The organism is Acetobacter tropicalis, from assembly GCF_030644465.1.
In the GTDB taxonomy this organism is placed as follows: domain Bacteria; phylum Pseudomonadota; class Alphaproteobacteria; order Acetobacterales; family Acetobacteraceae; genus Acetobacter; species Acetobacter tropicalis.
In genome coordinates, this window is record NZ_JAUYUW010000001.1 from 442,814 (window position 1) to 462,215 (window position 19,402).

At 59.1% G+C, this 19,402-nt stretch carries 18 protein-coding genes and 1 tRNA gene; 11 read left to right on the forward strand and 8 right to left on the reverse strand.

All coding sequences use genetic code 11. The annotated features are described in order from the left end of the window. The first annotated feature begins 9 nt into the window (after positions 1-9). Positions 10-1,134, forward strand: coding sequence for a glycosyltransferase family 4 protein (locus QWU00_RS01980; RefSeq protein ID WP_035377577.1), 1,125 nt, complete (start codon positions 10-12; stop codon positions 1,132-1,134). Between the two features lie 135 nt (positions 1,135-1,269). Continuing rightward, positions 1,270-2,529 carry an alkaline phosphatase family protein gene (locus QWU00_RS01985; RefSeq protein WP_035377575.1) on the forward strand — a complete coding sequence of 420 codons (1,260 nt, stop codon included), beginning with the start codon at positions 1,270-1,272 and terminating at the stop codon, positions 2,527-2,529. Between the two features lie 89 nt (positions 2,530-2,618). Here the strand turns inward: QWU00_RS01985 and QWU00_RS01990 are convergent, their stop codons facing one another. The 6 genes from QWU00_RS01990 to QWU00_RS02015 all read right to left on the reverse strand — a co-directional run bounded on the left by QWU00_RS01990 (position 2,619) and on the right by QWU00_RS02015 (position 7,116). Further along, complete coding sequence (locus QWU00_RS01990; RefSeq protein WP_035377786.1) at positions 2,619-3,113, reverse strand: hypothetical protein; 495 nt, start codon at positions 3,111-3,113, stop codon at positions 2,619-2,621. A gap of 150 nt (positions 3,114-3,263) precedes the next feature. Next, the gene (dnaQ, locus tag QWU00_RS01995) at positions 3,264-3,938 is read right to left on the reverse strand and encodes a DNA polymerase III subunit epsilon (RefSeq protein WP_035377572.1); all 675 of its coding nucleotides are present in this window, start codon (positions 3,936-3,938) and stop codon (positions 3,264-3,266) included. Continuing rightward, positions 3,935-4,522 (reverse strand): dephospho-CoA kinase, encoded by a 588-nt coding sequence (coaE, locus tag QWU00_RS02000; RefSeq protein WP_035377570.1) that lies wholly within the window; start codon positions 4,520-4,522, stop codon positions 3,935-3,937. Before coaE ends, dnaQ begins: the two co-directional genes overlap by 4 nt. A gap of 44 nt (positions 4,523-4,566) precedes the next feature. Further along, complete coding sequence (locus tag QWU00_RS02005) at positions 4,567-5,436, reverse strand: shikimate dehydrogenase (protein ID WP_035377568.1); 870 nt, start codon at positions 5,434-5,436, stop codon at positions 4,567-4,569. Further along, positions 5,433-6,239 carry an N-formylglutamate amidohydrolase gene (locus tag QWU00_RS02010; RefSeq protein ID WP_150395587.1) on the reverse strand — a complete coding sequence of 269 codons (807 nt, stop codon included), beginning with the start codon at positions 6,237-6,239 and terminating at the stop codon, positions 5,433-5,435. The genes QWU00_RS02005 and QWU00_RS02010 overlap by 4 nt, the downstream gene beginning before the upstream one ends. A gap of 553 nt (positions 6,240-6,792) precedes the next feature. Beyond that, positions 6,793-7,116, reverse strand: a complete 324-nt coding sequence (locus QWU00_RS02015; RefSeq protein WP_035377564.1) for a hypothetical protein — start codon at positions 7,114-7,116, stop codon at positions 6,793-6,795. 211 nt (positions 7,117-7,327) lie between these two features. On the opposite strand from QWU00_RS02015, the gene argH reads away from it, so the two are divergent. From argH to QWU00_RS02050, 7 genes are all read left to right on the forward strand, one after another. Continuing rightward, a complete protein-coding gene (gene argH, locus QWU00_RS02020; RefSeq protein ID WP_035377562.1) occupies positions 7,328-8,791 on the forward strand; it encodes an argininosuccinate lyase in 1,464 nt (487 codons plus the stop codon). Positions 8,792-8,812: 21 nt separating this feature from the next. Further along, the gene (locus tag QWU00_RS02025; protein ID WP_166443778.1) at positions 8,813-8,953 is read left to right on the forward strand and encodes a hypothetical protein; all 141 of its coding nucleotides are present in this window, start codon (positions 8,813-8,815) and stop codon (positions 8,951-8,953) included. Positions 8,954-9,165: 212 nt separating this feature from the next. Beyond that, a complete protein-coding gene (lysA, locus tag QWU00_RS02030; protein ID WP_035377561.1) occupies positions 9,166-10,509 on the forward strand; it encodes a diaminopimelate decarboxylase in 1,344 nt (447 codons plus the stop codon). Next, positions 10,506-13,337, forward strand: a complete 2,832-nt coding sequence (locus QWU00_RS02035; RefSeq protein ID WP_035377559.1) for a DUF4175 domain-containing protein — start codon at positions 10,506-10,508, stop codon at positions 13,335-13,337. The genes lysA and QWU00_RS02035 overlap by 4 nt, the downstream gene beginning before the upstream one ends. Before the next feature lie 81 nt (positions 13,338-13,418). Continuing rightward, complete coding sequence (gene galE / locus QWU00_RS02040; RefSeq protein WP_035377557.1) at positions 13,419-14,405, forward strand: UDP-glucose 4-epimerase GalE; 987 nt, start codon at positions 13,419-13,421, stop codon at positions 14,403-14,405. After that, positions 14,365-15,291 carry a trypsin-like serine peptidase gene (locus QWU00_RS02045; protein ID WP_231551546.1) on the forward strand — a complete coding sequence of 309 codons (927 nt, stop codon included), beginning with the start codon at positions 14,365-14,367 and terminating at the stop codon, positions 15,289-15,291. The genes galE and QWU00_RS02045 overlap by 41 nt, the downstream gene beginning before the upstream one ends. A 74-nt stretch (positions 15,292-15,365) precedes the next feature. Next, positions 15,366-16,349, forward strand: a complete 984-nt coding sequence (locus QWU00_RS02050) for a zinc-dependent alcohol dehydrogenase family protein (protein WP_035377555.1) — start codon at positions 15,366-15,368, stop codon at positions 16,347-16,349. Positions 16,350-16,525: 176 nt separating this feature from the next. Here QWU00_RS02050 and QWU00_RS02055 read toward each other — a convergent pair whose 3' ends face one another. Beyond that, positions 16,526-16,864 (reverse strand): ArsR/SmtB family transcription factor, encoded by a 339-nt coding sequence (locus tag QWU00_RS02055; protein WP_035379272.1) that lies wholly within the window; start codon positions 16,862-16,864, stop codon positions 16,526-16,528. 96 nt (positions 16,865-16,960) lie between these two features. Between QWU00_RS02055 and QWU00_RS02060 the strand changes: the two genes are divergently transcribed. Next, complete coding sequence (locus QWU00_RS02060) at positions 16,961-18,052, forward strand: NADH:flavin oxidoreductase/NADH oxidase (RefSeq protein WP_035379274.1); 1,092 nt, start codon at positions 16,961-16,963, stop codon at positions 18,050-18,052. Between the two features lie 95 nt (positions 18,053-18,147). Here QWU00_RS02060 and panB read toward each other — a convergent pair whose 3' ends face one another. Then, positions 18,148-18,963, reverse strand: coding sequence for a 3-methyl-2-oxobutanoate hydroxymethyltransferase (gene panB / locus QWU00_RS02065; protein WP_035379277.1), 816 nt, complete (start codon positions 18,961-18,963; stop codon positions 18,148-18,150). 164 nt (positions 18,964-19,127) lie between these two features. On the opposite strand from panB, the gene QWU00_RS02070 reads away from it, so the two are divergent. After that, positions 19,128-19,213 (forward strand) — tRNA-Tyr (locus tag QWU00_RS02070). Positions 19,214-19,402: the final 189 nt, after the last annotated feature.

Sequence of the window (19,402 nt, forward strand, 5' to 3'; positions counted from 1 at the left end):
GCCTCCATCGTGAAAATTCTGGAAATCACGAACGTCGATTTTTCGCTCACCCACTTCCTGCTGCCGCTGATGCGCACGTTACGGGAAGATGGACACGAGGTTGTTGGAGTCTGTGCAGAAGGGCCGCTTCTGGCCCAACCGCGCGCAGAAGGGTTTCGGGTGGAAGCCCTTCCTTTTGCGCGGTCTTTTTCTCCCGTTGCTCAGGCACGGGCTTTCTGGGCGCTTCTCCAGCTTATACACCGTGAAAAACCTGATCTGGTGCATGCCCACATGCCCATTAGCGGGGTTCTGGCACGGCTGGCAGCCAAGCTGTGCCGGGTGCCGCGCATTGCCTATACGTGCCACGGGTTTCTGTTCAATCAGCCCGGCTCACACGCACGCCGTATTCTGGCATTGATACTGGAAAAACTCTGCGGGCATGTAACGGATATTTTCCTGACCGTTTCTCAGGAAGAAGCAGAAGATGCGCGTCGGCTCCGTATTCATCCGCATCCTATTGCCGTTGGCAATGGGCGGGACAGCACCCGCTTCCGGCCAGATGAGGCTGCACGCAGCCGCATTCGGCAGGAAATCGGCACCTCCGAGCATACTCCCGTTATTATTGTTGTCTCACGGCTGGTACGCCACAAAGGATATCCGGAACTGCTGGACGCCATGCGCTCCGTCCCGCAGGCCGAACTCTGGGTGGTGGGAGACCGCCTGCCATCAGACCATGGCAGCGTGCTGGATACGTGTTTTGAGCAGGCCCGGACTACCCTTGGCTCCCGTCTGAAATGCCTTGGCTACCGTGAAGATATTCCTGCCCTACTGGCCGCTGCGGATATTTTCACGTTACCGAGCCACTTTGAGGGACTGCCGATGTCGATTATCGAAGCCATGCTCACAGGCTTGCCGGTAGTCAGCACGGATATCCGCGGTCCGCGCGAACAGGTGATCCCCAACGTAACAGGTCTTCTTGTGCCGCCTGCTAACCCAGCCTTGCTGGCTGGGGCGCTCCGCACCCTCAGCCAGAATGCCGCACTTCGGGCACAAATGGGCAGTGCGGCGCGCACCCGTGCCCTCGCGCTGTTTGATGAACACACCGTCCTGGCCAAAACTGTGCGCCTTCTGACAGAAGCCCCACCCGTCCGCTGAGCCCTCAGAACTGGCGTAACGCGGCCTGCCCTTCCATCGTGACCTGCTTCTTTCACTGGGAATGTCATGAAAATGTCGTACCCAAAGCGTAATATGTCTCTCGCCTGACGTAAGAGCACTGTTACACTCAGGGCCATGAAAAAACTTATTCCAGGCCTGATAAGTGCGGCCCTGCTGGCGCTGACCAGCGGCTGCGCCACCTCTCCTCCTTCCACCGCATGGCAGGGGCCTCCGGCTGTTATTCTGGTCTCGCTGGATGGGTTCCGCACCGAGTATCTGTCACGCGGGCTAACCCCGCATATTCAGGCTCTGGCGCAGAATGGCGTGAGCACGGAAGCCATGCATCCGTCTTTTCCATCCATCACGTTCCCTAACCATTATACGCTCGTTACAGGACTGCGGCCGGATCACCACGGAATTGTGGGCAACACCTTTTATGACCCAGACCATCCGGGCCAGAAATTCACCATGCGGAGCACGGACTCCTTCTGGTGGAGTGAGGCTGACCCAATCTGGGTAACGGCTAAACAGCACGGCCTGAATGTGGGCACCCTGTTCTGGCCCGGCTCGGAAAGTGCGGTGCATGATACCCGGCCGGATGAATGGCTGCCGTTTGACTATAAAATGTCAGACACAGACCGCGTGGATAAGCTGCTAGCCTGGTATGATGCCCCGGCAGAAAAGCGCCCCCACTTTTCGACCTTGTATTTTAACGTGGTTGATACGGCTGGCCACCATTTCGGGCCGGACTCTCCAGAGGTCAACGCCGCCCTTCAGGATGTGGATGCGGGCATTGGCCGTCTGGTTGAGGGGCTGCACAAACGCCATATTCCAACCGACATTATTGTTGTGGCAGACCATGGCATGGCCAGCGTGGGCAAGGACCAGTTTATTGAAATGGACAAGGTGGCTCCTGCCTCAAGCTATCGCTGGGTGACGGGCGGTGCCTACGCTGGGGTTGATGCAGTTCCCGGCAAGCAGGCAAAGCTGGAAAAAGCCCTTCTGCGCCCGCATGACCATATGGAATGCTGGAAGAAAGAGGCCATTCCTGCCCGTTTCCATTACGGCACCAACCCCCGTGTTCCGGCCTATATCTGCCTTGCGCAGCAAGGGTGGGTTATTCTGAATACCGCGCCTGATCCGTCAAAAGGCGTCATTCATGGTGAACACGGGTATGATCCTGCCCTGCCTGACATGAACGCCCTTTTTGTTGCCAATGGCCCGGACTTCAAGCCGCATGAGGTTCTGCCAGCCTTTGACAACGTGAATGTCTATTTCCTTGTCATGGCGCTGCTCCATATTCCCGCGCACCCGGGTGACGGTAGCCTCACGCCGTTTGAACCGGCCCTTGCTGCCCCATTAGGAACACCAAGAAGCGGCTCATCCACTCCCTAAATTTGCACAAAAAAGCCCGGACACCGTATGGTGGCCGGGCGTTGAAGGGGCGCCAGAAAGATCAGCCGAAAAGAGTTTGCTGGCTATTACTAATGTGCCGCCGGAGCAGAATGCGTTGCGTCCGTTAAAGTCTTGGCAGGCTTGAGCAAATGGACGGTCAAACGGGAAGGAGACGCGGCAAAACGGGCACCGCTACGGGTGTAATCCAGCCGGATGCGCACGCCGTTATCATTTTCCATCAAAACACCACTCACACCACGGCCCACCGTAGCCTCACCTGAAAGCGCCCAGAAGGTGCCCTGAAAATCTTCAATCCGCTGGAGGTTGTACACCTTGCCGACGCTATCACCCGAGGAATACCCAACGGCTGCGGCGGATGCTCCCTTGACGGAGAAAGGATAGGTGCGGCCACCGTAGGTCAGCACCCCGTTGCCCCACGTATAACCAAGGCCCAGATCAGCGGAGCGGGTGTGGAAAGAAACCTCGCCGGTTACAGGTCCCAGCGGAGACTGGGCACACGCGGTAAGGGACCACGAGCCGCACAGGGCCAAGGCAGCAACAACGCGAACAGATGCAGAGCGCATCAAGAGGCTCCTTACTTCAAACAGACGGGCCGCAAAAATTCCGGGGGTCCAGAGGCAGCATCTGTCCGTTGTGCCATGTTTTCCAGAAAGAAGAAACATGGCGACCTCAACAAATGGCCACAGTTTTTTAAAAACTGATGCAGGAAACCGTTACGTGTTCCACACGGGTTCTTTGATCTTGGCGACAAATGCTGCATGGGTCGCCAGTTCCTCTGCCGTGGGTGTAACACGCACCACACGACGCTGAGCCGGCCCCTGATAGATAATGGTAGGGGCCTGCTCCCCATCCGCCACCAGCCCCAAACCATGCTGGCGGCCTCCCATCAGTTCCAGATAGACTTCGGCCAGAAGTTTGCAGTCCAACAGCGCGTTATGGGTAGTTCGGGCTGACAGATCCACACCAAAGCGACGGCACAACGCATCCAGACTATTGGGCATACCAGGGAAACGTTCCCGCGCCATGTCCAGCGTATCCACCATCCGCGCCATATCCAGCGGCTTGTAGCCTGCGCGCTTCAGTTCCGCATTCAGAAAGCCAAAGTCAAAACGTGCGTTGTGGGCAATCAGCGGATCATCACCAATAAAGGCCAGAAACTCATCCGCAATTTCGGCAAATTTGGGCTGGCCCTCCAGATCCGCCGCCGTGAACCCATGCACGCGAGAGGCTTCTTCCGGCACGTCACGCTCGGGGTCTATCAGCACGCGAAAATTTTTGCCGGTAGGCAGGTCTCCCACCAGTTCCACAGCCGCAATTTCAATCACCCTGTCCCCGGTGGCCGGATCAAGGCCGGTGGTTTCCGTATCAAACAGGATGGAACGTTTCATTGCTTCAATGCCTTGAGTAAGCAGCGCACCTGCCGTCTGGTTTCGGGCAGCGCCACGCCTGTTTCTATCACTGTGTCAGCCAGCCGCCGTTTTCTGGCGTCCGGCATCTGGCGTGCAATCAGCTTTCGGGCTTCGGCCATAGGCACCCCGCGCCGCCGCGCCACGCGCGCCGCCTGCACCCGGGCAGGAGCAGAGACCACCAGAACATGATCACACATTTTCTGGCCCCCTGTCTCAAACAGCAGGGGCACATCCAGCACCACCCACGGCGTGCCGACACGCCGATAGTGGGCCAGAAAACGGTTACGGGCTGCCCATACCATGGGGTGAATCACCCGTTCAAGCTGCCTCAACAATCCCGGATTGCCTGTAACAGCGCGCCGCAACACGGCACGATCCAACCGCCCATTCTGCACGGCATCCGGCACCAGTCTGGCTATGGCAGGCAATGCAGGACCATGATCAGCCTGCAGGCGGCGCACGGTCTCATCCGAATCAAAAACAGGCAGCCCCGCTTTTTTCAACATGGTGGCCACGGTGCTTTTGCCCATGCCCATGCCGCCTGTAAGCCCCAGAATATGCATGCCCCGATGCGTACGCACGTTATGCCTCGCCCCTTTTATCCCTTTTAGAAGCTGGCGCGCACGTAGGCTTCCAGATCAGCGTCCACATCCGGATCATGCCCAAACCATTCCCGAAAGCCCAGACGCGCCTGATGCAACAGCATACCCAACCCGCCCAGTGTTTTGAGGCGGTGTTGTTCCGCCTCCGCCAGCAAAGGTGTCAGGCGCGGCACATAAACAATGTCCGCCACCACCAGATGCCGAGCAGCATGATGCAGGTTCGGCCGGAACATGGGATCTGGCCCCCCCTCCATGCCCAGAGACGTTGTGTTGATGAGCAGCGTATAGTCACCCAACTGCTCCTCCCATACGGACCACGGCACCACACCCAGCCCCGGCAGAGCCTCGGCCAGTTTTTCCGCGCGCTCGGCCGTGCGGTTGGTAACAGCTACCGCCATGCCATGATCCTGCAAGGCCGCCGCAACGGAACGAGCAGCCCCTCCCGCGCCTAGCAACAAGGCACGTCCTTTGGGGGCCAGTCCTTCCGCTTCCATGCTGGCCACAAAACCATCTCCATCCGTGGAGACACCACGAATACGCCCATCCGGCTGAAACACCAGCGTATTCACAGCCCCGGCACGCAGCGCGGAATGATCCAGATCATCCGCTATGGCATATGCCGCTTCCTTGTGAGGAAGGGTCACGTTGGCCCCTCTAAACCCCACGGCCTGCAACCCCCGCACCGCCTGCACAAAATGGGCGGGCTCCACAGGCAAGGGCACGTAAGCGCCATCAATCTGATAACGGGAAAGCCAGTAATTATGCAGCGCGGGTGAGCGTGAGTGCGAAACAGGCCAACCCAGCACACCAGCCAGCCGGGCTTTGCCTGTCAGAATTTGGCGAGGCAAAGGAGGCATTTTCGGGTGTGCGGTCATGTCATAGCCCCTTCCGCATCAGCTTGCGCGCCGGGTGTTACCCCATAGGTCTGGCAGAAGAGCGCCCATGCCTGCGGCAGCAACCGCGCCAGCCGTGCGGCCCACTCCTCCTGCCCGGCGGGGTGATCAATCAGATCCTGCCGGATTTCAATTTCCACATGGGGTAACTGCCGTTTTTCTCCATGTGTGGGAACTGTGTAATCAGAGGTATCTGTCAAGGCGTAAGGCTCATTATCGCCTACGGTCAGCCCTTCCTTGCGCAGCAATTCCATCAGAAGAACGGCCAGCCGTTTATCATGATTATGAAGCAACCCGACCTGCCACGGACGCTTCAGGCCGCCCATTTCCGGTGTAAAACTATGCAGCGCCACCACCACGGTCGGTCGCCCTGCCTTTAGCCGCGCATCCAACTCCTGCGTAATGCGCGCATGGTAAGGATGGAGAATGGTATCTTCCCGATACGCAATCTGCTCCGCCGTAAGCGCATGGTTGGTAGGAACAGGTGTGCCATCACTGATTTTGACAATGGAGGTGGGGTGGCCGGGCGCGCGGTTACAATCAATCACCAACCGCGAATAAACCTGTTCTATCAGCACGGCCTGAAGCTTCTGCGCCAGAGCGCGCCCCACACCGTCTATGCCAATATCCCAGCCAATATGGCGGGCACGGTCTTCGGCGCTCACGCCCAGATCACCCAGATAAGAAGGCACAGCCCGGCCAGCATGATCGCTGACCAACACAAACGGGCCGCCGCCATCCGTTCCGTAAACTGCCACGCCGGGCGCTGCCTTCTCGTCCGTCATTGCCTCGCCCGTCATGCCCTATCTCAATCCTGCTCTTTCACTATCATTCTGCCGCAACCCGCATACTGATGGCGGCGTTAGCAGACACCACCAGCAAGAAAAATCCATTCTTCCCGGAAGGGGTAGTCCGGAACAAACCAGCTCTGAACAGTCAACCCTTTCAGAATGATCGTCCCGAAAGGTCTTCCCTATCGGTGTTCTCCTCGCGGGTGCCGATCACAAAGCGCCTTTCAAACGCGGTCCTATTCAACCTTGCCCCTAAAGTTGGGTCAAAACTCGCCCCCTACTTGAACGAATGATCGCCTCACCTGAGAAGGTCATCCACCACGCCGCCGTACGCGAGAGCAGGACAACCATAGCTGAGCAGCCGCTTTCCGCTACGTTCTTGCGGTGAAAGGCGTAAAGCCACGCCCTCCGTCATTCTCATTCTGAACCGGACACCTCACAAGATTCGTCCGAAAAATGCTCCTTATTGTGCGCCTGCCGTCCGATTAAGGAGGCAGACGCAAAATCCCCGTCCGCCCGGTAGGGCTGACGCGCTACGCGCAGCCTCTTAGCTTGTCACTTTGGGAGAAGAGACAAACACACCCACTTCATCGGCGCTTTCACGCACCAGACCGGCATCATCACGGGTCAGCCCTTCGGCGTCCAGGCCGGAGTCGTCAAGCGTATAGACCCAATAAACGGGGTCCGTGCCGTTGAGCGATTCTTCCCCGCCCTGCGCATAGGTGCGAGATGCCACATACTCCGCGCCCCGCATTTTTTCTTCCAGCCGCTTTACGGCTTCAATAGCGCTGGGGGAGCGAATCACTTCAAGCAGGATGTTGGTGCCCGGATCAATCACACCAAAGGTTTCAAGGTTTTTTGTGGCAGTCATTATAAGAAGCTCCTGAAATTCAAGTCCTTGTTCCTGCGGAGGATACGGCCTCTCCTGCCGGGCAGAAACCATTCCGCGCAACAGGGCAGCCCCGCCCCCACAACAGGCTTGGAATGCATCATGCCCTGCGTCTAGCGTTTGCGCCACAGGGCACGCATCAGTAGGGTGCGTGCTTTCGTATCAGGTTTAAGGACACGGGTTGGGGCATGACATGTCTCTGAGCAGCGCAAGCAAGACAGAAACCGCATCACAGAAAGATGCCAACATGCAATGGGGCGGCCGCTTTGCCGGTGGCCCTTCAGAGATCATGCAGGCCATCAACGCCTCCATCAGCTTTGATAAAGCCCTGTGGAAACAGGATATTGCGGGATCACTCGCCCATGCAGCCATGCTGGCGCATGTGGGCATCATCTCCAAGGATGATGAAACCGCCATCCGCAATGGGCTGACCGCCATTGGGCAGGATATTGAAGCGGGCCGGTTTGAATTTTCAGAAGCGCTGGAAGATATTCACATGAATATCGAAGCGCGCCTGTCCGACCGGATTGGCGAGGCTGGCAAACGCCTGCATACCGCCCGCTCCCGTAACGATCAGGTGGCGACAGATTTCCGCCTGTGGGTGCGTGACGCCATTGACGGGGTGGACCAGCAGGTGGCCTCCCTGATGCGGGCCCTTGCCCGCCGTGCAGAAGAACACGCCGCAGACCCCATGCCCGGCTTCACGCATCTGCAAACCGCGCAGCCTGTCACATTCGGCCATCATCTTATGGCCTACGTGGAAATGCTGGCGCGTGACCGGGGCCGTCTGGCTGACACCCGCAAACGCCTGAACGAATGCCCTCTGGGGTCCGCCGCGCTGGCGGGAACGTCCTTCCCCATTGACCGCAGCATGACCGCTGGCCTGCTGGGCTTTGACCGCCCGACCGCCAATTCGCTCGATTCCGTGTCTGATCGAGATTTTGCGCTGGAATATCTGTCTGCGCTGTCCATCATGGCCATGCATCTCTCCCGGCTGGCGGAAGAGATTGTTATCTGGTGTTCTTCCCCCTTCTCCTTCATCCGCCTGTCTGACGCGTTCACCACCGGCTCCTCCATCATGCCGCAGAAGCGCAACCCGGATGCCGCCGAACTGGTGCGCGCCAAAACGGGCCGCATTACCGGCAGCCTTGTCAGCCTGCTGACGGTGATGAAAGGCCTGCCGCTGGCCTACGCGAAGGACATGCAGGAAGACAAAGAACCCGTTTTTGCTGCGACCGATGCCGCCACCCTGTCCCTTGCCGCCTGTGACGGCATGATCAGGGACATGACGGCCAACACAAAGCAGATGCGGGCTCTGGCAGGCTCGGGTTACTCCACGGCCACAGACATTGCGGACTGGCTGGTACGAGTGCTCAAGGTGCCTTTCCGCACCGCACACCATGTAACTGGTCGTCTGGTTGCCAAGGCTGAAGAAAAGGGCGTTGATCTGGCGGATCTTTCTCTGGCTGAAATGCAGGCGGAAGAACCAGGCATTACGGATGACATCTATTCCGTTCTGACTGTTGAAGCCTCCATTGCCTCCCGCACCAGCGAGGGCGGCACCGCCTCCACCAATGTTCTGCGGGAAGCCCGGAAATGGCAGGAAGCCCTTGCGGCGGATGCACCTTCCACCTCCGCAAATAGCGCGGCCCAATAGCCCGGAAAGGACGCCACAGGCATGACACGCTTCACCTTGGGCTTTCTGGCACTTGTTCTTCTTGCTCTGCCTTTGAGCGGATGCGGCAAGAAGGGCTCGCCCCATGCGCCCGGCCCATCAGACAGGATTACCTACCCGCGGACTTATCCGCCGAACGATTAAGCCTGAAAAAACACTGCCTGCCATTGCCTTCCACCCACTGCACCATGGGCAAAGGCAGGTGAGTCTGGCATGATCCGGGGTGATACTTCCGGCATACATATCAAAAACGGTATGTGTGGCGGGACTATCGCTGTGCTGTTCCGTTCTCCCACGCTGCGGCATTCTGACAGAAGCCGCAGTTTCTTATTCGACTTCAAGGCTTCCCTCATCCAATGGCCGACGTTCTTCCCTATACTGATGCAGACCCTTCCGTTGCAGAGCTTCTGGCTACGCATCCGCACCTGAAAATGGATGTTCATAGCGGCCTGATGCTGGAAGGCGTGCCCCTGAACGCCATAGCCGATGCCGTGGGCACACCCTGTTGGGTGATTGGCGGGAACACGCTCCGCAGCCGTATGCACCGTATGCAGTCCGCCATGCAGCAGGCCGGGCTGGATGTCGCCATCCATTACGCCCTGAAAGCCAATGATCATCTGGCCATTCTGTCTCTTCTCCGCGCCGAGGGGTTTGGTGCGGATATTGTCAGCGGCGGAGAACTGGCCCGTGCCATAAAGGCCGACATGCCAGCCGAGCGGATTGTGTTCTCCGGCGTGGGAAAAACAGACGCAGAACTGGAACAGGCCATTGGGCTGGGCGTCGGCCAGATCAATGTGGAAAGTGCGGAAGAACTGGATGTTATTTCCGCCATTGCCCAAAAGCTAGGCCGCACCGCCACCATAACCCTGCGCGTCAACCCGGACGTGGATGCCAAAACCCATGCCAAGATCACCACGGGGCTGGCGGCGAACAAATTTGGCATTCCGTTTCATGATGCGGCCTCTCTCTACGCGCACGCAGCCAGCCTGCCCGGCATCCGGGCCGTGGGGTTTTCCACCCATATTGGCAGTCAGATTCTCTCCACAGCCCCTTATCGCGCCGCCTATGCACGCATAGCGGAGTTGGTGCAGACCGTCCGTGCTGCGGGCCAGACGGTGGAAGTCATTGATTGCGGCGGCGGCCTTGGCATTTCCTACCGCAATGAGCCTGAGGGCCAGCCGGAAGCCTTGGCCGGAGCCATTAAGGCGGAGCTTGGGCATCTGAACGTGCGTCTGGCCATTGAGCCGGGCCGCTGGCCCATCGGCCCGGCGGGTGTGCTGTTGGGAAGCGTCATCCTGCACAAGGCACGCGGAAACGAAGCGCCATTTCTGGTGTTGGATACCGCCATGAATGATCTGTTGCGCCCCAGCATGTATGATGCATGGCATGGCATTGTGCCGCTCAGCGCGCATGAGGCCGCTTTGCCCGCGGCCCACGCGCATGTTGTTGGCCCGGTGTGTGAAAGTGGTGATACCTTTGCACGGGACCGTCTGCTGCCCCCCATGCAGCGCGGTTCCCGCATAGCTATTCTGGACACGGGCGCTTATGGTGCGGTTATGAGTTCCACCTACAACAGCCGCCCACTGGCGGCGGAAGTGCTGGTGGACAATGAAACATGGCAGGTTATCCGCAGCAGGCAGACCGTTGAAGAACTATGGCAGGATGAAATTGTGCCCTCCCATCTCGCCGGGATCGTATGAAGACAGGTGATCTGAAACACGACCTGGCCTCCACCACGGCGCAGAACGGCTCTCTGGCCGCGCGGTTGGCAACAGCCCGCCAACATGCAGCCCTCGTGCTACGTGCGGAACGTTTATGGCCTGCCCTTCAGCCTACTGCCGGGCTTCTGGGCCTTTACACTCTGGCCGGGCTGCTTCGCCTGCCCCAACACCTGCCCGATGGCTTGCGGTTGGTGGCGGTGGCTGGCTGGCTCAGCCTCTGCGGCTGGCGGCTACAGCGTGACCTGTCAGCCCTGCGCCCCCCTTCCCGTTACGCCATAGACCGGCGCATTGAACGTGCCTCCGGCTTACATAACCAGCCTCTCGCCACCCTGACAGATAAACCTGCCGGGGCTGTGGATGCTGGCACGCTCTCCCTATGGGAGGCGCATCAGCAGCGGATTCTGGCCTCTCTTGGCAGCCTGCGTGCGGGGTGGCCTAATCTTATTCCGGCAACACCTGTCCGCCGTATCGCCACTGGTGCCCTTGTACTGGCGCTGGTTTCCGCAGGCATTGTGGCGGGCCCTACGGCACCGGGCCGTGTGCTGGCTGCCTTCATCCCCGGCCGGGATGATCCGAACGTACCCATGCCCCATGTGGAAGCATGGATTACCCCGCCCTCTTACGCGCCGGATGCCCCTATTTTTCTGGGCAATGGACGCACTGCCCCCTCTGTACCGGAAGGCGCACGGCTGACAGCCATAGTCACAGGCCTTTCCACCCATCCGGTTGTGCGCAGCGCACATGGTATGGTGTTGAAAGAGGAACAACACAAGAAACTGGATGCCAGAAGCTGGAAGCTGGAAGTCACGCTGGACCATACCGGCGTAATCCGTCTGGCTGGGCGTGGCCGTACACTCGCGCAATGGCCCGTTACGGTGCTGCCGGATGCAGCCCCCACGGCCAAATGGGGCCCCCACCCCGGTGCTGGCAAAGGGGACTGGCGTACACGTCTGCCGTATGAAGCGGCGCATGCTTACGGTCTTTCATCCCTTACCGTGCAGTTGCATCTGGTGCATCCGGGACGCGGTCCATCCCGCACCCTCACCGTTCCCCTTCCGCTTTCCGGCCACCCAAAATCTGTCAAAGGCGTTGTCTCTCCTGATCTGTCGGAAGACCCATGGGCGGGAGAAGACGTTACGGGCCGCGTGGTAGCCCAGTCCATCAGCGGACATGAAGGGAAAAGCCAGAGCGTCACATTCCGGCTTGGCGCACGCGTCTTCCATTCGCCGGTGGCGCGCGCGGTGCTGGATCTGCGCAAACGCTATGCGCTGGAGCGTGAAAGCCGCAGCGGTACGGCAACGGACCTCGCCGCCCTAGGTGAAACACCCGGCCCGATCAATGATCATACGGGCATGTTCCTGAACCTCACCAGCATTGTCGCCATGCTGGACAATGCTGATATCAGCGATGAGGCCGCGCGTCTGGGTGCCGTAGGCCTGATGTGGGATCTGGCGCTGGATATTGAGGATCGGCGCAACGGGGATGATGCGTCCGCACAGGCCTCCATTGATGCCCGAGCCGCTCAGGCTGCTGTCGCACAGCAGCTCCGCCACATGCGTGAGGACGGAAAACAGGATCAACAGTCGCGTGAGGAACTGGAAGAGCGGCTGAAAGCCCTGAAAAACGCCATTGCCCGCAAGATGCAGGCTCTTGCCGCCCAAGCCTTACGGGACCACACCGCCATTCCTGATCTGCCCGGCCTCTCCCGCGCGGGGGACAAGGCGTTTTCCAAGCTGATGAAGCAGTTGCAGAATGATGCCGCCAATGGCCGTTCGGGCGATGCGCTGGAGCGCCTGCAACAGATGGAAGACGCCACGGAGCGGATGCGCAACGCCACCCCGCAGGACATGGCCGCCCTTGCCCGCCAGATGGTGGCGCAGCAGAAGGCGCGCGAACAGGCCGCCGCGCTCAGAGACCTCACCAGCAAGCAGACCTCCCTCCTGGATCACGCGCAATCCCGACTGGATGAGGTGCTGCGCGCGCAGGCCCGGCAGCAGAACGCGCTGGAAGATGATGGCGGTGATGGAGATCAGGATTACGGCAGCATGTCTACCTCCGAGCTTCTCCGTAAGCTCGGCCTGCCTGTCCCTCCCGGCACGGACCAGCAGGAAGAGCCTCCGGGGGGCGCCCCCCCTCACCCCGGCCAGCCTTCGCCGACACAACAGGAACCTTCCGCGCAGACGATGATCGACCCGGCAAAAGCGGAAGAGCAGGCTGCCGCCCGTCGGACGGACCGCGCCACCCAGCACGCGCTGGAACGGGCGCTGGATGAACTAAAAGATGAATTCAAGGAACTGACAGGCAAAACGCCACCCGCTTTTGATGATGCCCGAAAGAGCATGAAGGACGCCCGCACGGCATTGAGCGATGGAGAAGATTCAGCAGCCGCCACGGCGCAGGAAAAAGTACTGGAAGCGCTGCGCAAAGGCCGCCAGCAGATGCAGGACGCCATGAAAGGCGATGGCAAAAGCAGAGCCCCCAGCTTTATTCCCGCTTTTGGCGGCAGTGGAGAGGGGAGCGGCCAGCAGGGCCAAGGTAGCACCAGCAACGGGGACGATGGCTCAACCCCATCCGACGATGCGGACGAAAATGACGAACAGGACCAGCAGAAAGGCAAGCGTGACCCACTGGGGCGGCGCTTGGGAGAAGGGGGAGATCAGGCCCCGGATGATGGCACGCACGTGCCTGACAACGTCGCCCGCCAGCGTGCGCGTGACATTGAGCAGGAACTCCGCCGCCGTGATTCAGACCGCACGCGCCCGCAACAGGAACTGGACTATCTGGATCGGCTGTTGAAACCTTTCTGATCGCACGCCGCCGCTTGCGCCTTGGTGATGAAATACCTTAAGGTTCCGTCATCTTTTTCATAAGTGTGAGTAGCATTCTACATGGCCCGTTTTCTTGTGACCGGTGGCGCCGGATATGTTGGCAGCCACGTTGTTCTTGCCTTGCTGGATGACGGGCATGACGTGGTGGTGTTTGACAGCCTGCGCACCGGCCACCGGGCTGCTGTGCCCGAACAGGCCAGTTTTGTTCACGGAGATCTGGCGGATTTGGAGTGCCTGAACAAGGTTCTGGCAGACGGCCCGTGGGATGGCGTGCTGCATTTTGCCGCCCTTTCTCTGGTGGGCGAAAGCATGCAGGACCCCATGCTGTATATGTCCGCCAATGCGGGCATCGGGTTCGGATTGATTGACGCCTGCGTGCGTCACGGCATCAAACGGTTTGTATTCTCATCCACCGCCGCTCTGTTCGGTTCCGCGGGAGATGCGCCCATCAGTGAAGATACACCCGTTGACCCCGGCTCCCCTTATGGTGAGAGCAAATACATGGTTGAACGCGCTTTGTACTGGGCCGACCGTATCCATGGGTTGAAGAGCGCGTGCCTGCGTTACTTCAACGCTGCTGGGGCAGACCCGGCAGGCCGTGCGGGCGAAGATCACCGGCCTGAAACACATCTGATTCCCTTGGTCATTGACGCGGCTCTCCAGCGCCGCCCGGCCCTGACCCTGTTTGGGCAGGATTACCCCACACCAGACGGCACCTGTATTCGTGACTACGTGCATGTGACCGATCTTGCCCGCGCTCATCTGGCCGTTCTGCCGCTGCTGAACGAGAAAAGTGTGACCTTCAACGTGGGAACCGGACGCGGCAACTCCAACCGTGAAATTATTGAAAGTGTGGCGCGTGTCACCGGCCTAGAAGTTCCTTGGAAGGCGGGCGATCGTCGTCCGGGTGATCCGCCCTGTCTGGTTGCCAGCCCTGCCCGCCTGATTGAAGCAACTGGCTGGGCTCCGGAATTTACGGATATTGATCGGATTGTGGAAACTGCCTATGCGTGGCGTAAAGTTCACCCGCAGGGCTATGGCGCATAAAATCCGCCATTTGTTTTCCCTTTTGCCACGCGGCAGGCGACACCATTTTTCTGCCTGCCGTTTAGAAAAAACTTTCTTCCCTCGTCAGCTTTTCATTCGCACCAACGCTTTTGGGCTTCACGGCAAACACGTTCCCAAAGGCATTCCACTGGCGGGCGTGCTCTTTCTGGGACTGGCGTTTCCCTCGGCACATGCAGAGGGGCCAGCCTATCGCACTCATTTGCCCGGCGTGGGGACAGAAGACCCTCGCCAGCGGGTGGATACGGGCCAGATGCCATGGTCCGCCATTGGCCGGGTGCAGACCGAACTGGGGAGCCGCTGCACGGGCTTTCTGATCAGCCCCGTTCTGGTAGAAACAGCCGCCCATTGTCTGTGGCTTTCCCCTACGGAGCGGTTTATCCGCCCCTCAAGCGTGCATTTTCTTCTCGCTTACAGTGGAGACCATTACACCGCCCACGCCCGCGTGGTGCGCGTGATGATTCCCCCCGGTTATACCACCGCTGAGGAAGCCCGCACCGCTGGGCAGGATCATGCCACGCTGGTGCTTGATCATCCCATCGCCAGACCCGAGAACGTCTTTCATGTAACGGCAGGACCGGCGGACATAACGCCCGGCACCCCCGTCCTGTTGGGCGGCTATGAACAGAACCAGCCCAACATCATCACTGCTGATCTGAATTGCCACATTACCGGCCTTTCGCAGGATCTGAGCGGCCATACACTGTTCACACATGATTGCGCGGGCACACACGGCAGCAGCGGTGCGCCGGTGCTTACAAAAACGCAGGATGGCTGGCAGGTGCTGGGTGTGCAGGTGCAGGCCAGCACCCAACAGGCCGGAGGCCGCGCCGTTCCATTGCTGAACAGTCCACCCGCACAGCAATGAGCAGGATCAAGGACACAATGTCCTTGGTGTAAGACCATTGTGTTCTCTTTTGCATGAAGAAGGCATTTTGTCTCATGTTCGCCATGCGTCTGCACAAGCCCCGCACCCCTTTGATGTGGGAAGAACTGCCAGACCTTACCCCCGGCCCCGGTGAGATCAGGGTCAAGGTGCTGGCCTGTGGTGTCTGCCGCACAGATCTGCACGTTGTGGACGGAGACCTGACACACCCTACCCTCCCCATAACGCCAGGACATGAAATTATCGGGCGTGTGGACGCACTAGGAATAGGCGTTTCCTCTCTGGCTATAGGGCAACGGGTGGGTATTCCGTGGCTGGGCCACACCTGCGGCCACTGCCCCTATTGTGACAGCCACCATGAAAACCTGTGCGATCATCCAGTCTTTACCGGTTACACGCGTGATGGCGGTTATGCCACGCAAGCCGTGGCCGATGCCCGTTTTGCCTTCCCGTTAGGAGAAGAGGGATCAGACGTGGAACTGGCTCCCCTTCTCTGTGCCGGATTGATCGGCTGGCGCTCTCTGGCCAAAACGGGCAATGCACAGAAAGTCGGTCTGTATGGCTTTGGGGCTGCGGCTCATATTATTGCGCAGGTTCTGGTCTGGCAGAAAAAGAAGGTTTTCGCCTTCACACGCCCCGGCGATACCAAAACGCAGGATTTTGCCCGCGCACTCGGCGCAAGCTGGGCTGGAGGGTCTGATGAGCGTCCGCCAGAACAACTGGATGCCGCCATTATTTTCGCACCCGTTGGCAGTCTGGCGCCAACCGCTCTGAAAACCCTCCGCAAAGGCGGCAAGGTTGTGTGTGCGGGCATTCATATGAGCGAGATTCCGGCATTTTCTTATGATAGCCTGTGGGAAGAACGGGAGATTGTTTCCGTGGCCAACCTCACCCGGCAAGATGGGCTGGAATTCCTCTCACTCGCTCCCAAAATCGGGATTCGCACAACCACCACGCCCTATGCTCTGAAAGACGCCAACACGGCGCTGGATGATCTACGCCACGGGCGGTTTGATGGCGCAGCCGTACTGGTGCCCTAACACGGCTCACGGCTCACGGCTCACGGCTCACGGCTCACGGCTCACGGCTCACGGCTCACGGCTCACGGCTCACGGCTCACGGCTCACGGCTCACGGCTCACGGCTCACGGCTCACGGCTCACGGCTCACGGCTCACGGCTCACGGCTCACGGCTCACGGCTCACGGCTCACGCATGTCAGGAAGCAGCGGGAACACAAGCCTCCAATGGTGTCATTGCAGCAGCTTTCAGCACGGAGGCCAGCAGGCCGGGAAAGCGGGCTTCAAGTTCTGCATCACGCAGGCTGTTCATGTGGGTGGTGCCCACAACCTCCGTCCGCACAATTCCTGCCTTCCGCAGCACCATGAAATGATGAGAGGTGGAGGATTTAGGCCGTCCCGCCTGTAGCGGCGCACAAGGCTGGGGTTGAGCCTGCGCCAGCCTCCGCACCACGGAAAGACGATACGGATCTGCCAGCGCGTGCAGGATTGCCGTCAGTTCAAACGCATCAGCCGGAGGGTGCTCATACTGCTTCATATCCTCTCCTTACTGTCAGCCCCTTGCGGACTTCAATAGTTCGATTATAGTCGAACTATACACTTACCAGACTGACTCCAACAAAAGGTGCTTTTCATGGCTGGTCTTTTCGACTCCTATACCCTCAAGGACATCACCCTGCGCAACCGCATCATGGTAGCCCCCATGTGCCAGTATATGGCGCAGAACGGGGTACCGAATGATTGGCATAGCGTGCATTATGCCTCTCTGGCGCGTGGTGGTTCCGGCCTTGTGGTGGTGGAAGCCACTGCGGTTTCTCCGGAAGGGCGCATCACGCCGGGCTGCCTTGGCTTGTGGAATGATGAACAGGCTGCCGCCTTTGCTCCCATCGTGGAAAGCATCCGCAAGGCAGGCGCCGTGCCCGGAATCCAGATTGCGCACGCAGGCCGCAAGGCCAGCGCCAATGTGCCGTGGGAAGGTGATGACCATCTTCCGGAAAATGATCCCCGCAGTTGGCAGCCTATTGCCCCCTCACCCGTTGCTTTCGGGGCAAACCTGCCGCGCGAGCCCCACGAGATGACACTGGATGATATTGCCCGCGTCAAAGCTGATTTTGTCAAAGCTGCAGAACGCGCACGGGATGCCGGTTTCCAGTGGCTCATGCTGCATTTTGCCCATGGCTATCTGGCGCAAAGTTTCTTCTCCGCTCACTCCAACCAGCGGACAGACCAGTATGGTGGCTCTGCTGACAATCGAGCACGGTTCCTTATTGAAACACTAGAAGCTGTCAGAAAAGTCTGGCCGGACAATCTGCCGCTTTCCGCCCGCTTTGGCGTGATTGAATTTGATGGCCGGGATGAAGAAACATTCCGGGATTCCATCAGCCTTCTTCAGAAACTGCGTGCAGCAGGGCTGGATTTTCTGGATGTCAGTATCGGCTTTTCCACACCGGAAGCCAAAATTCCGTGGGGTCCGGCGTTCATGGGGCCATGGGCCCGGCGCGTGGGTGAGGAAACCGGCATTCCTGTTTCCACCTCCTGGTACATCAGTGAGGGCAGACAGGCCGATGCGCTAATCCGCACCGGCGGACTTGAGATGGTTTCCATCGGGCGGCCCCTGCTGGCCAACCCGCACTGGCCTTATGCCGCAGCGCGCGCCGTGCACAACAAGGAAGCCCCAGCTCTCTTACCAAAATCTTACGGCTGGTGGCTTGCCCGTTACCAGTAAGGCGGGTTGTCCTTCCGCCTGACTGAAAGAACGGTAACAGCACGTTAAAAACTGGCGGGGACTATAAATTTCTCACCAGTTTTTATGGTTTCCTCCTACTCCTTGGGCATACCAACACACTGTTCCGGCCCCGGAAATGCTCGGCTGCGCACCGCTTTTGCATAGGCCGCAGCAGCCTTGTCCACTTCTGCACCCAGATTGCCAAATCGCTTCACAAAGCGGGGGGTGAAATCAGAAAACAGGCCGAGCATATCCTCGCCAACCAGCACCTGCCCGCCACACGCAGGGGATGCCCCAATGCCAATGGTCAGGGCGGGCACGCTCTCCGTGATGGCCCGCGCCAAGGGTTCCATGGTGCTTTCAATCACCATGGCAAACGCTCCCGCGTCTGCCACAGCCTGCGCATCCTTCATGATCTGCTCGGCTTCATTCCCCCGCCCTACGGTACGAAAGCCGCCATGAGTATGCACGGCCTGCGGCTTGAGTCCGATATGACCGATAACCGGAATGCCGCGTTGGGTCAGAAAATGGATGGTTTCGGCCATCTCCACGCCGCCTTCCAGCTTGACGCATCCGGCTCCTGTGCGCGCCATAATCTCGGCGGAGGTCTGGAATGCCTGCTGCGGGCTCTGCTGATAGCTGCCAAAAGGCAGATCTATGGCCACGCAGGCGTGCTGGCTGCCCCTTACCACGGCCTGGCCGTGGGCAATCATCATGTCTGTCGTCACGCCCAAGGTTGACTCCATGCCGTACACCACCATTCCAAGCGAATCTCCCACCAGCAAGAGATCACAATGCGGGTCCAGCAGTTTGGCCATGGGGGTAGTGTAGGCGGTCAGAGCCACCACAGGGATGTCCAACGCGGCCAAAGAGCGCGGAGTATGCCGCTTGGTCGCACTATGTTTGCTCAAAAAAGTCTCTCCCGCTCAAAAAATCAGCATCGCCGCACCATCACCGACAAGCCGATACCGTGTCCAGCCGCTCAAGAGAAAGTTTTTTGGAGAAAGAGGAAAGAGAATGAAAACAGGCCATTGACAACGCCCCCCCCTGCCTTTAGTTCACTCCTCAACAAGCCGGAAGGGTGCCCGAGTGGCTAAAGGGGGCGGACTGTAAATCCGCTGGCGTACGCCTACGTTGGTTCGAATCCAACTCCTTCCACCATTTTCCTAAAATTCAATAAAATCACTCAGTTAGAAATAACTGTCGGGTCTTCACGTCTTCCGTGTCGAACTTAATCTGTCTGCTGTTCTTGCAGAGCAGAGAAGAGACGCTGGACGGGCGTTCCCCTGTAAAAGGCGTACGGGGGTGGAACTGCGGCGAATACGGACCTACACTCCACCTCCAGATAAG

Excerpts from the sequence above, each read along its gene's own strand:
- QWU00_RS02005 (WP_035377568.1), bottom strand. The coding sequence starts at position 5,436 with ATGACCGCACACCCGAAAATGCCTCCTTTGCCTCGCCAAATTCTGACA.
- dnaQ (WP_035377572.1), bottom strand. The coding sequence starts at position 3,938 with ATGAAACGTTCCATCCTGTTTGATACGGAAACCACCGGCCTTGATCCG.
- QWU00_RS01985 (WP_035377575.1), top strand. The coding sequence starts at position 1,270 with ATGAAAAAACTTATTCCAGGCCTGATAAGTGCGGCCCTGCTGGCGCTG.
- lysA (WP_035377561.1), top strand. The coding sequence starts at position 9,166 with ATGGCCGACGTTCTTCCCTATACTGATGCAGACCCTTCCGTTGCAGAG.
- QWU00_RS02060 (WP_035379274.1), top strand. The coding sequence starts at position 16,961 with ATGGCTGGTCTTTTCGACTCCTATACCCTCAAGGACATCACCCTGCGC.
- QWU00_RS02045 (WP_231551546.1), top strand. The coding sequence starts at position 14,365 with ATGCGTGGCGTAAAGTTCACCCGCAGGGCTATGGCGCATAAAATCCGC.
- QWU00_RS02010 (WP_150395587.1), bottom strand. The coding sequence starts at position 6,239 with ATGACGGACGAGAAGGCAGCGCCCGGCGTGGCAGTTTACGGAACGGAT.
- coaE (WP_035377570.1), bottom strand. The coding sequence starts at position 4,522 with ATGCATATTCTGGGGCTTACAGGCGGCATGGGCATGGGCAAAAGCACC.
- QWU00_RS02025 (WP_166443778.1), top strand. The coding sequence starts at position 8,813 with ATGACACGCTTCACCTTGGGCTTTCTGGCACTTGTTCTTCTTGCTCTG.
- QWU00_RS02050 (WP_035377555.1), top strand. The coding sequence starts at position 15,366 with ATGTTCGCCATGCGTCTGCACAAGCCCCGCACCCCTTTGATGTGGGAA.
- QWU00_RS02015 (WP_035377564.1), bottom strand. The coding sequence starts at position 7,116 with ATGACTGCCACAAAAAACCTTGAAACCTTTGGTGTGATTGATCCGGGC.
- QWU00_RS01990 (WP_035377786.1), bottom strand. The coding sequence starts at position 3,113 with ATGCGCTCTGCATCTGTTCGCGTTGTTGCTGCCTTGGCCCTGTGCGGC.
- QWU00_RS02035 (WP_035377559.1), top strand. The coding sequence starts at position 10,506 with ATGAAGACAGGTGATCTGAAACACGACCTGGCCTCCACCACGGCGCAG.
- galE (WP_035377557.1), top strand. The coding sequence starts at position 13,419 with ATGGCCCGTTTTCTTGTGACCGGTGGCGCCGGATATGTTGGCAGCCAC.
- argH (WP_035377562.1), top strand. The coding sequence starts at position 7,328 with ATGTCTCTGAGCAGCGCAAGCAAGACAGAAACCGCATCACAGAAAGAT.
- QWU00_RS02055 (WP_035379272.1), bottom strand. The coding sequence starts at position 16,864 with ATGAAGCAGTATGAGCACCCTCCGGCTGATGCGTTTGAACTGACGGCA.